We start from the raw sequence: 11,463 nt of genomic DNA on the forward strand, positions 1-11,463 counted from the left end.
CACCACCGCCTGGTGGGCCCGGTGGAAGGCCCCGATGCCGAGGTGAACCACCCCGGTCTTCACCGCCGCCCGGTCGTATCCCGGCAGGGCCACCTCGGCGGGCAGGCCCGCCACACCGCGCGTTTCGGGATCGACGGGGAACAGGCGGTCGGGATGCAGGCGAAGGGACTGGGTCACTACCAGTTCCACATACTGCCATCCTCAAGCCGTGCGACGGGCAGGTAGGCGGGCTTGTAGGGATATTTGGCCGCCTCGGCCTCGTCGATGTCGACGCCGTGACCGGGCGTCTCGCCAGGGTAGAGGAAGCCCTTGTCGAAGGTGTAGTCGTGGGGGAAGACGGCATCCGTTTCGGGTGTGTGCCGCATGTATTCCTGGATGCCGAAGTTCGGGATCCAGACATCGAAATGAAGCGCCGCGCCCATGGTGACGGGGGACAGATCGGTGGCTCCGTGGCTGCCGGTCCGGACCTGCCAGATCGCGGCGAAGTCGGCGATCCGGCGCAGGTGGGTAATGCCTCCGGCCCTGACGACGGTCGTTCGGATATAGTCGATCAGCTGGTTCTGGATCAGGTCCTTGGCATCCCAGATCGTGTTGAAGATCTCGCCGACGGCCAAGGGGGTCGTCGTGTGTTGGCGGATCAGCTTGAACGCCTCCTGGTTTTCGGCCGGCGTCGCATCTTCCAGCCAGAACAGCTGATAGGGTTCGAGCCGGTGGCCGAGTGAGCCCGCCGCGATTGGGGTCAGCCGGTCGTGGGCCTCGTGCAGCAGGTGGTGATCGAAGCCATAGGTGTCTCGCAGCTTGTCGAACAGCTTGGGTAAGAAGTTCAGATATTTCCGGGTATCCCACACCGTCTCAGAGAGCAGGGCGGCGTCTGCGGGTTCATAGTATATCTTGCCACGACACACGCCATAGGCGTCCTTGATGCCCGGGACACCCGACTGGGCGCGAATGGCGCGGTAGCCCATGTCGATGTAGCGACCGACCTCGTCCACGGTCTCGGCCAGATCGATGCCGTTGGCTTGGCCATAGAACTTCAACGTCGATAATGTCTTTGACAAACAGCCGCCTCAACCGGCGTTTGGTACGGTCTACTACGACCTGCTTGGCCGCGCCTTCAAGGCCGGCATCCGGGTCAGCTTCTAGAACGCGGCGGCGTATGCGGCGGATCGGGACGGCGTGTTCCGGTCCGGCTCCCGCACGACGCGAAAACTGGGATATGACGGCCAATCGGCCTGGTCTCGCTGCGAAGGACGTCAGTGACCGCCATGACTGCAGATTCCACGTCAGGTCCATCGGGCACGATCTCGATCAAGGCACCTTCGCCCGGCAAGTACCGCTGGCTGATCATGTGGCTGCTGTTCGCGGCCATGGTGATCAACTACATCGACCGGCAGATGATCGGGGTGCTGAAGCCCACCCTGTCGACCGAGTTCGGTTGGTCCGAGACGGACTATGCCGACATCGTCTTCTGATTCCAGGCCTCCTGCGCCCTGTTCTATGCCATCTGGGGCCGGTTGACGGACAAGATCGGGGCCCGGTTCGGTCTCGGCATCGCCTTCGCAATCTGGCAGGTCGGTCACATCCTGCACGGTAGGGCTCGCGATCTGACCCACTTCATCATGGCGCGGATGGTGCTGGGCGTCGGCGAAGCCGGCGGCTTCCCCGGCGGGATCAAGGCCGTGACCGAGTGGTTCCCCAAGAAGGAACGCGCCCTGGCCATCGGCCTGTTCGACGCCGGCAACAGTATCGGGCGCGATCGTCACGCCCCTGCTGGTGCCCGCCGGCAAACCTCGACACAGACGCTCGTGCTTGGCCCGGCGTCAGTGAGACGGCCGACAGTGCCTTCCACATGGCCATCGCTTCGGCCAGCCGGAACGCCGCCGTCGTTCACATGGTCGCCGAGCTATGGAGGCCTCGCTCCGAAGTTGCAGAGTGCGCCTTGCTTCACGCCAAGGCTCGAACCGCCAAGGTTCGGCCCGTGGTCGAGGAACACCTGGCGATTGTCGAGGCCCTGAGGGCTCATGATCCCGCCGGGGCCAGGTTGGCCATGCGCGCGCATCTGGGACAGGTGATCGAACATCTGCTGTTCGCGACGGAGGAAAAGGCGTTGGCTACCGCTCGCCTCGCGATCGCCTCGACCCGCGCCCGCTACGCACGTTCGCTTGCGCTTTAGGCAAGGCGGCCCGAATCATCACCCGAAGATTCCGGTTCTGCGGGCCCAGGTGTCGAAGTCGTCCGGCCAATGCGATGCAGGCCGGTCATCGGGCAGCGTCAGCCCGAACCCGTGGCCACACTCCTGATGGACATGCATCTCCACCGGGACGCCGGCGGCCATGCAGGCTGTGAACATATCCAGGCTGTGAGAGACCGGCACCGTGTCGTCGTCGGTCGCATGGACGAGAAAGACGGGCGGTAGTCCTGATCGGACGCGCTGGTCCAGAGGGCGCAGGTTCCCGGGCCGCGCGTCACCTTGGGGACGATTGCCCATGCTCATGGCGGCATAGCAGAGACAGGCGAAGTCCGGCCGTGCCGAAAGGCCGTCTGAGGCGTCGACGGGCGCGTAGACCTGATCGTCGAAACGCTCACGGCGGCGGCGGCCAGGTTTCCGCCGGCAGAGAATCCCATCACGCCGATGCGGGCGATGTCGAGGTTCCAGGTCGCGGCGCGCGCGCGAACCAGCCGGATCGCGCGCTGGATGTCCTGGACCGGCGCATCGTAGCCCGAGGCCCAGCCGTCGGCGGGTAGTCGATAGTTCAGCACGAATGCCGTGACGCCCGACTGGTTGAGCCGCCGCGCCGGGGCGGGACCCTCCTTGTCGATCGCCAACCGGAAATAGCCGCCGCCGGGCGCGATGATCATCACAGCGCCGTTCGGGACCGCCGGGCGGAAGATTTCGAGAATGGGTTGATTGACGTGCAGGATGGCGCGGTCATGCCCGCCGGGCGCGCCGCGCTCGAGAACCAGACGTGCGGCCTCGGTATGGGCCAAGTCGGGCATCCTGGCTTCAGGCCAGAGGGGAAAGCTGGCGTCGGAGGTGATGCCTTGGGGTTCGGGTGCCTACGGTATGACGACCGGGGCGGCAGGGCTTCCCGCAAGGTCTGGGCCGGCGGCGGGCCAGGATGTCGGCCAGGCGCGGCCTTGTGGCGGACTGGCCTGAGCCAGTGCCACAGTGCAAAGTACGGCCGTCGAAAGGCCGGCTGCAGAAAGGAGGGGCCGGCGGCTGAGCAGAACGGCTGTCATTGGCTTCCCAAACGAAAATGAGGATCAGCGGCCGGCGCTCAGGCCGCGGTGACCGCGGGAGGTTGTCGCTCCGTGCAGACAACCTCCCAACCCTTTCAGATAGCATGCGATAGAATATTGGTCATGCCAATTTCGCCGCCGCGACGGATCATGTATTGGGTTTGCGGACCACCTGATCGATCGGGCCGAAAAGTGTCTTCCCGTCTGGAAGCGTCGCCTCCATGCGCACGCGGTCGCCAAACTGCATATAGGTGGTTCTCGCCTGTCCCTCGTTCAGCATCTCGATGCCGCGCCGCTCGGCGATACAGCTGGACCCAACCTCCCGGAAATCGGGATTGGAAACGGTGCCTGATCCGATGATGGTGCCGGCGCAAAGGTCGCGGGTTCCGGCCGCGTGCGCGACCAGTTCATGAAAACCGAAGCCCATCAACCCGCCAAGGGGGGCACCGAACCATGCGTCGTTCCAGTCCACGCGCAGCGGCAGGTGAACGCGCCCATCGCGCCAGTGCTCGCCCAATGAATCCGGCGTGACGGCGAATGGAGCGACCGAGCAAGCCGGTTTGGCCTGGACCCATCCGAACCCCGTCTTCATCTCCGGCTGGGCCAAGACTCGCAGGGACCAGTCATTGATCTGCACGATCAGCTTGATGTGGGACATCGCCTGATCCGGGGTGACACCCATGGGGACGAAATCGGTGATGACGCCGAACTCGCCCTCGAAGTCGATACCGTCTTCGGTCCGAGGCAGGATCACGTCTTCCGTCGCCGACAGGAACCGGTGCGACAGTCCCTGATACATCAGGGGCCGCTCAGGCGGCGGGGGTGGGGAGCCGAACAGCCGCTCCATGAGTTCGCCATGGCTACGATACGCCGAGCCATCCAGCCATTGCCATGCGCGGGGGAGGGGGGCCATCAACCGGTCACTGCTCAAGGCGTCGCCGTCGCCGGCATCCAGCAGGCGCGCGAGGGCCTTCAGTTCAGGCTCGGCGCGTACCCAGTCGTCGAGTGCGGCCTGAAGCGTCGGCCATTCGGACGCGGTCAGGCAGCGGGTGCCGTCGCCCGAAACAACAATCAGGGTGCCGTCGGCAGACCCGTTTGATACCGTCGCCAACCTCATGCGGCGTCATCCTCGAAGATGGCTACGGCGCGGGTCCAGCCTGCCGAGGCGCCTTTGATCTTGTGCGGAAAACAGGAGACGGTGAAGCCGAAGGGCGGCAGGGCCTCGAGATTGTGCATCTTCTCCAGATGGCAGTAGCCGATGTCGCGGCCAGCCTTGTGCCCTTCCCAGATCAGGGACGTGTCGCCCGTCTCGGCCACCCGCTGGGCCGTGTAGACAAACGGCGCATCCCAGGACCAGGCATCGGTGCCCGTCACCCGAACGCCGCGCTCCAGCAGATACATGGTCGCCTCATAGCCCATGCCGCAGCCGATATTGACGAAGTCCGGATTGCCGATCGCGCCACCGGCGGCCGTGTTGACCAGGACGATATCCAGCGGCTGCAAGGTATGGCCGATACGGGCCAGCTCGGCCTCGACGTCAGCGGCTGTCACGACGTAGCCGTTTTCAAAATGGCGGAAGTCCAGCTTGACGCCGGCCTGGAAGCACCACTCCAGCGGCACCTCGTCGATGGTGATGGCGCGTTGGCCCCCGTCCATCGTGGGGTGAAAATGCCAGGGCGCATCCAGATGGGTGCCGTTGTGCGTGGTCAGGGTGACCCATTCCGCCGCAGCGAACCCCTGCCCGCCGGGAATATCCTTGGCCTCGAGGTCCTTGAAGAAGAACTTCATCCCCTCGACGGTTTCGTCATGGGTCTCGTAGGTGATCTTGGGCCGCAGGAAGGGCGGATCGGTAATGACGTCGTTTTCCAGATAGATCGACAGATCGACGAAGCGACGAGGCATGGGCCTCTCCTCAGCTTGAAATCGGTACGGGTGCGGCGCGCGGGGCCAGGGCGACCTTGATCGCCGAGGGACAGACGATCCACGGGACCGCGATACCGGGCAGGGCCTTCAGGACGAACGCGGGCCAGAAGGGCAGGCTCTGAGCGCCCGTCGCCCAGGCGAGAGCAGCGGCGACCCCGACCAGGCAGACCATGCTGGCAAGGGCCACCAGGATTCCGCGCAGGAAGGGATTGGACGGAAGGACGCTTCGCGCCTGTGAGGGGACCGGAAGCGACAGTCCCTTGGCCACGCGCATGCGCGTAATCAGCATGGCCGGGATGATGCTCATCAGTCCGATCATGAAGCCCTGTGGCACACAGTCCAGGATCAGGCCCCCGGGTCCCCAGACCGCAGGATCGCTTTGCCCCCGGAAGACCACGAGAAAAAATGCCGAGCCGATCACCAGATTGATGACCGAGCCGATCGCGGATTCGCGGGCGATGTAGGCGTTCAACGGGCTCATGACCTTACGCTCCCGTCCGTCCACCGAGCGTCTCGGCGAACCAGTCGGCAATGAAGTCGCGGCCAAAGGACATGTTGTCTGCCCCGACGTGCTCGACGCCACCTTCGCGGGCGGTGAAGATCTTCAGCTCGCGGCTGGGGCTGTTTGTCAGCTGGTCGTAGCTTTGATGGGCGTATTCGAGGCCGATCTGGCGGTCCTTTTCGCCGTGGGTGACCAGGAAGGGGACGGTGATCTTCTCCATCACGCCGTTCAGGGTCATGTCCTGGGTCCTGGCGTGGAAATCGTCCATGTCGGAGGCCCCGAACACCCACATCACGTGACCCCAGTAATGGGGAACGGGATTCTCGCCCTCGCGACGCAGCCGCTTCTGCTGGACTTCGGCCCAGTTGTGGTTCGCGCCCCAGACGGCCCCGGCGGCAAAACGGGGCTCGAAGGCCACGGCCCGCGGCGCATAGTGGCCGCCCAGCGAGATACCGGTCATGCCGATGCGATCGGGATCGACGTCGGGTTGGGTCAGCAGCCATTCCAGCGCCGGAGTCGCCCAGCGTTCGGAATGGGGCGTTGCAGGCAGATTCTTCAGCCTCAGCGCCTCGCCGGTTCCGGGTTGGTCGACCAGCAGGGTGGAGATGCCGCGCCGGGCCAGCGCCTGATGCAGCTTGCTCCAGTAGAGCAGCTCTTTGGAGCTATCCAGGCCATTGCAATAGACGACCACAGGCTTGGGGCCTTCGCCGGGCGCACGACAGAAGAGGGCAGGGAAGGTGGAGCCTTCATAGGCGATCTCGACGCGTTCGACGCCCGTGTCGCCCAGGACCATGGCGCGCTTGAAGGCATCTTGCGCCTTGGCGAAGGTGGCTTCACGGCCGGGATGGCCATGGCCCTGCATCCGCTCCGCACAGAGCAGATACAGCGACGCACGCTCCAGCTTGGTCCCGGCCGAGAAGGACCGGCCACGCGCCACATCCTCGTCGGCGAGCCCGATCAGGGTGTCAGCCTTTTTCGCCCATTGCTCGGCGAACTGGAGCGTGCCAGCGTCCTCGCCCTTGGCCGCCGCGTCGAGCAACGGTTTGCACATATCGACGACCTCGCCGATCTGTCCGCCGCTCTCGAGGGCGATGGCGACCGACAGGTTCCAGACGTAGTTGGGAAAGTATTCGAAAAGGGCCATGCGTCAGACTCCGACCGGCTGGAACAGGCCAGCGTCCGGCTCGGGGTGGGGCATGGTCTGGGGGCCGCCGATTCCGATGCCCCATTGATCCATGGTTGTTGCGCTGGGGGTGTGGACCTGGGCGACCCAGGTCTCATCATCGACCCTTTCGAGCTCGGACGTATATTCGACGGTGAAGCCGCCGGGGGTCACGAAATAGCTGAAGGTGTTGTTGCCCGCCGTGTGTCGGCCCGGTCCCCACTGGATGTCGGTGCCCTGGGTCTTCAGACGACTGATGCCGCGCATCATGTCATCGACGCTCAGCATGTCATAGGCGACGTGGTTCAGGCACGGCGGTCCGGGGAGGACGGCAAGCCGGTGATGCCACTCGTTGCAGCGCAGGAAACCCATGAAATCGCCCAGCCAGTCGCTGACCTTGAAGCCGAGCACATCGACGAAGAAGGCCGCTGCCGCCTTGTGATTTGGCGAATGCAGGACGATGTGGCTGATCTTCTGGGGGATACCCTCCCAACGGACCAGTTCACGCGAGGGTCCGCGCGCGACATCGCTGGAAATCTCGTACGGCAAGCCGTCGGGGCTGAAGAAGCGAAAGCCATAACCGCCCCCCAGAGTGTCGAGATCACGAGGGGCGAAGACGATCTTGCACCCGGCATCGGTGACCTGCTGGTGCAAGGCGTCCACATCGGCACGGCTGTCGGCAGCAAATGCGATGACGTCGATCTGCTTGCGCTCCGAAGCGCGCAACCGGACCACAAACAGTTCGTCGTCGCCCTGGGCTGCGAGATGGACCATGCCGTCGCTTTCGCCCACCTCGGTCAGACCCCAGGTGTCGGCGTAGAATTTGCGCTCTGCCTCCAGATCGCTGACGCCGTAACCGACGTATCGAATATCGCTGACTCTCGCCACGGTATGCTTCCTTGAACTCAGATGGGTTGGGCGACGACGCGGAACATGTCCTGGGTCGCCTTTGCGTTTTCGACGATCGGCCCGGTCCCGATCTGGCCCTCGCAGATCGCGCGCGAGGCCTGGACAATGTAGCGGCACCGTTCATAGCGGCGGTCACGATAGGCGCTGAAGGCGGCCTCGATCGTGTCGGCGCGGGCGAGTTCTGCGGCCAGGACGATGGAGTCCTCGATGGCCATCCCGGCTCCCTGACCCAGATGCGGGGTCGTTGCGTGGACGGCGTCGCCCAGTAGGACCACCCGCCCCTTGTGCCAGTCGCCTTCGAGGAAAACCCATTCCAGCGGCTTGTAGACGACGGCGTCGTCGACCGTGATCTGATCCTTCAGTGCGACGATGGCGGGCGAGATCGCGCGGTCCAGCTTGGCACGCATCGATGTTGCCAGGGTCTCACGCGGGTACCGGGGATTCCCCGGCTCGGGCGTCGTGACATAGATGTACATGATGGCGTCGGACAGCGGCACCAGACCGATGCCTATCGGTCCCTCGTAGGCGCAGAGGCCCGTAACCTCCGGCGTGCGCGGCAAATTGTATCGCCAGACGGACTGGCCGGTGAAGGCTGGCTCTGGCGCATCCGGGAAAATCTCGGCACGCGTGGCGGAATACAGTCCGTCTGCCCCGATCACCAGATCGTAGCGGCCTGTGGTTCCGTCGCTGAAGGCGACATCGACGCCCTCGCCGTCGTCTTCGAGCCGGCTTGTTGTGATTCCGAGCCGGATATCAGCACCCGCCGCCTTGGCCCGATCGCCCAGGACCTTGTGCAGGGCCTTGCGGCCGATCCCAACGTTGGAGGGATAGCCATCGACCAGCTTGGGTGTTGGAATGTGCGCGACCTGCTGACCTGTGGGGATGAAGACATCAACATGGTCAAACCCAAATCCCGCTTCGATGTAGTCGTCGAGGATGCCGAGATCCTTCATCGCGCGGATGACGTTGCCCTGCTGAATAATCCCGACGCCGTAGACCGACCAGCTAGGGTCCTTTTCGATGACGTCGACCCGGTATCCTTCGCGACGCAGCGCAATCGCTGATGTCAGCCCGCCGATGCCACCGCCGACAACCAGAATATTGAGTGAATCCACCGCGCGTTCCTCCGACCGCTCCTCTGCCCGAGAGCTTTGTCTGGCCAAAAGACAATCCGGCCCTCCATCTGTAAATGTTATTGTTTGGATCAAAACCTATCGGCAGGACGAATGAATCAGCTGGCGCTGCGGCGCAGCTCATCCCTTAGCCAGGTCAGACCGGCGTCGCTGCGCCGCGTCGTGTGAAACTGCATCATCTGCCGCATGGGGGGTATCTCGAACGGCAGAGGCGCGTATTTGATCGGAAAAAAGTCGCTCATCGTGCGCGCCAGGCGCTCGTGCATGACCGCAAGCCGCATCGTGTCCTTCAGGAGCCAGGGCACGGTCGTAAATGAGGCTGTTGTCACCTCGACCTTTCGATCTTTACCCAACACCGCGAAATGCCTGTCGCTGAAAACGCTCAGGCGGGCATTGCCCATGGCGACCCCGACATGGCCGGCCGACATGACGTCTTCTTCGGTGAGAGGCGCTTTGAAAACGGGGTTCTCGGCCCATCCAGCGATGACGTGATGCTCTTCGTACAGAAGGTCGCTCGCGAGATCCGAAGATGTGAAATCTTCCGGCGTCACCAGCAGGTCGGCCTTGCCCTGTGCGATATGGTCAATGCTGACCTCGTTCGGCAGCACCATTTCGAGCCTGACGGCTGGGGCGATATCGACCAGTCTGGCAATGAGCGGAACTATGGCTGCGACGATCACATAGTCCGAGGCGATGATCCGGAACGTCCTCTGGCTCGTCGCGGGGTCGAACATCGTTGACGATGAGATCATGAGTTCGACGCCCCTCAGACAGTCCTTCACCTGAGGCATCAAGGCTTCGGCATAAGCCGTCGGATACATCCGCTTGCCGTGGGTCGTGAGCAGTTCGTCTCCGAAGAAGGTCCGCAATCGGCCCAGGGCCGCACTGACCGCCGGTTGGCTCAGGTTGAGCACATCCGCTGCACGCGACACGCTGCGGCACTCCAGAAGCACGTCGAGAGCGGCCAGAAGATTGAGATCGAGTCCTTTGAAGCGCAATTTATGTATCCATCGGATTGGCTCATACCAATCAAAACAAATGATTTCACAAATGGATGTCCGATGTCCACGGTCAAGTTCGATCTGCCGCAGAGCAGAGACTCCAATCATCCGGGGAGGATGCCGTGAAGAAGTTCCTGCTGACAGGCGCAGCGATGGCCTGTGCGATCATGCCGTTTGCGGCCCATGCCCAAACCAACCCGTCACAGTCCGACGAACAATATACCGGACTGGAAGATATCGTCGTGACGGCCCAGCGGCGTGAAGAAAACCTCCAGCGCGCGGCCATCGCGGTGAGTGCTGTCGCCGGCGAAACCCTGACCGAACAGAGCATCACTCAGGCTACCGACCTGACCCGCCTGGTTCCCGCGCTACAGGTTGCCCCTGCGGCGTCGTTCACCCAGATCTACCTGCGTGGCGTGGGTACGTTCGGGGCCAACGCCTTTGCCGAACAGGGCGTCGCGTTCAACCTCGACGGCGTCTATCTGTCTCGCCCCGCAGCCCCGGCCGGTCTCTTCTACGACCTGGAGCGACTGGAAGTTCTGAAAGGTCCGCAGGGCACGCTGTACGGGCGCAACGCCACGGGCGGCGCGGTCAACGTGATCACCGCCAAGCCCCGTCTCGGTGAGACCAGCGGCAATCTGACGGCGGAGTACGGAAACTTCGACGCGATCAAGTCCTCGGGCGCGATCAACCTACCGCTCGGCGATCGCTTTGCGTTCCGCCTGGCCGGGCAGGTGGCCCAGCACGACGGATATTTCAGCGACGGCTACGACGATGAAGACACCTGGGCCGTTCGCGGCCAGCTACGCGGTGATTTCAACGATGCGGTCAACGCCACCCTCTCGATCGACTACGCCAATGTCGGCGGCATGGGGTCGGGTGGTACGATCATGCCCCTGCTCGATGGCGACAATCGCTTGGGACCGAGTGATCCCCGGGTAATCGCGGCCTACGTCGCCCGGACCCCGACCGCGCCCGTGCCTCAGGTCATTGCCGACGGCAACGGCTATCAGGACAACACCTTCCTGGGGATCGCCACGACGATCAATGCGGACCTCGGGTTTGCCCGACTGACCATCATCCCCGCCTATCGCAAGACGGACCTCGACTTCCGCAGCTTCGCCTCCAGCTTCCTGATCGACGTCGAGGAGAACTCGGAGCAGTCTTCGCTGGAGGCCCGGCTCGCCGGCGACGTCGGCAATCTCACCTGGGTCGTGGGTGCTTACGGCTTTTCTGAATCGGTCGACGCCAACCAGAACTTCGATCAGGGCAGCAACGGCACGCGCATCTTCTCGGACCTGAAAACCGACAGCGTCGCCCTGTTCGGTCAGGGCACATACAGTGTCACCGATCGGTTCCGGGTTACCGGCGGGCTGCGTTACACCAAGGATACCAAGGGCCAGGTCACCGAAGCTCACACCCTGCCTTTCGTAGGCTTTGTCGCCGGTGTCTTCCCGTTGCGTCCGATCATTCTCGACATTCGCAGCGACACGGACGCGGAAATCGAGTTTGAGAAGGTCACCTACAAGGCCGGGATCGAGTTCGACGCAGGCCAGTCGTCGCTTCTGTATGCGTCAGTTGCGACGGGTTTCA

Annotated in this window: 11 protein-coding genes and 3 pseudogenes; 3 read left to right on the forward strand and 11 right to left on the reverse strand. The window is 63.6% G+C overall.

Translation table 11 applies throughout. From position 1 onward, the window contains the following. Together ACILQR_RS12645 and ACILQR_RS12650 are read right to left on the reverse strand one after the other, a co-directional pair. Positions 1 to 144: hypothetical protein (locus ACILQR_RS12645; RefSeq protein ID WP_395651772.1), on the reverse strand; the 144-nt coding region annotated here is incomplete at its 3' end. 32 nt (positions 145 to 176) lie between these two features. Continuing rightward, positions 177 to 1,028, reverse strand: a pseudogene (locus ACILQR_RS12650) (D-galactonate dehydratase family protein); the annotation flags it as partial. A gap of 237 nt (positions 1,029 to 1,265) precedes the next feature. Here ACILQR_RS12650 and ACILQR_RS12655 point away from each other — a divergent pair. Next, positions 1,266 to 1,782, forward strand: a pseudogene (locus ACILQR_RS12655) (MFS transporter); the annotation flags it as partial. Positions 1,783 to 1,840: 58 nt separating this feature from the next. After that, a pseudogene (locus ACILQR_RS12660) lies at positions 1,841 to 2,173 on the forward strand (FCD domain-containing protein); the annotation flags it as partial. Positions 2,174 to 2,191: 18 nt separating this feature from the next. Here ACILQR_RS12660 and ACILQR_RS12665 read toward each other — a convergent pair. The 9 genes from ACILQR_RS12665 to ACILQR_RS12705 form a co-directional block, all read right to left on the reverse strand. Next, positions 2,192 to 2,494, reverse strand: coding sequence for an alpha/beta hydrolase (locus ACILQR_RS12665; protein WP_395651762.1), 303 nt, complete (start codon positions 2,492 to 2,494; stop codon positions 2,192 to 2,194). After that, complete coding sequence (locus ACILQR_RS12670) at positions 2,491 to 2,988, reverse strand: alpha/beta hydrolase (protein ID WP_395651763.1); 498 nt, start codon at positions 2,986 to 2,988, stop codon at positions 2,491 to 2,493. Before ACILQR_RS12670 ends, ACILQR_RS12665 begins: the two co-directional genes overlap by 4 nt. A gap of 400 nt (positions 2,989 to 3,388) precedes the next feature. Further along, positions 3,389 to 4,357: a fumarylacetoacetate hydrolase family protein gene (locus tag ACILQR_RS12675; RefSeq protein ID WP_395651764.1), complete on the reverse strand. Its 969-nt coding sequence runs from the start codon at positions 4,355 to 4,357 to the stop codon at positions 3,389 to 3,391. Next, positions 4,354 to 5,142, reverse strand: a complete 789-nt coding sequence (locus ACILQR_RS12680) for a cyclase family protein (RefSeq protein WP_395651765.1) — start codon at positions 5,140 to 5,142, stop codon at positions 4,354 to 4,356. The genes ACILQR_RS12675 and ACILQR_RS12680 overlap by 4 nt, the downstream gene beginning before the upstream one ends. 10 nt (positions 5,143 to 5,152) lie before the next feature. After that, on the reverse strand, positions 5,153 to 5,644 hold the full coding sequence (locus ACILQR_RS12685; protein WP_395651766.1) for a hypothetical protein: 492 nt from the start codon (positions 5,642 to 5,644) through the stop codon (positions 5,153 to 5,155). 4 nt (positions 5,645 to 5,648) lie between these two features. Further along, complete coding sequence (locus tag ACILQR_RS12690) at positions 5,649 to 6,809, reverse strand: alpha/beta fold hydrolase (protein ID WP_395651767.1); 1,161 nt, start codon at positions 6,807 to 6,809, stop codon at positions 5,649 to 5,651. Positions 6,810 to 6,812: 3 nt separating this feature from the next. Next, a complete protein-coding gene (locus tag ACILQR_RS12695; protein WP_395651768.1) occupies positions 6,813 to 7,715 on the reverse strand; it encodes a VOC family protein in 903 nt (300 codons plus the stop codon). A 17-nt stretch (positions 7,716 to 7,732) separates the two neighbouring features. Further along, positions 7,733 to 8,851: an FAD-dependent oxidoreductase gene (locus ACILQR_RS12700; RefSeq protein ID WP_395651769.1), complete on the reverse strand. Its 1,119-nt coding sequence runs from the start codon at positions 8,849 to 8,851 to the stop codon at positions 7,733 to 7,735. A gap of 116 nt (positions 8,852 to 8,967) precedes the next feature. After that, positions 8,968 to 9,867: a LysR family transcriptional regulator gene (locus ACILQR_RS12705; RefSeq protein ID WP_395651770.1), complete on the reverse strand. Its 900-nt coding sequence runs from the start codon at positions 9,865 to 9,867 to the stop codon at positions 8,968 to 8,970. Between the two features lie 56 nt (positions 9,868 to 9,923). Between ACILQR_RS12705 and ACILQR_RS12710 the strand changes: the two genes are divergently transcribed. Next, on the forward strand, positions 9,924 to 11,463 hold a 1,540-nt coding region (locus tag ACILQR_RS12710; protein ID WP_395651771.1), incomplete at its 3' end, for a TonB-dependent receptor.

The sequence above is a fragment of the Brevundimonas sp. genome (assembly GCF_044239655.1).
In the GTDB taxonomy this organism is placed as follows: Bacteria; Pseudomonadota; Alphaproteobacteria; order Caulobacterales; family Caulobacteraceae; genus Brevundimonas.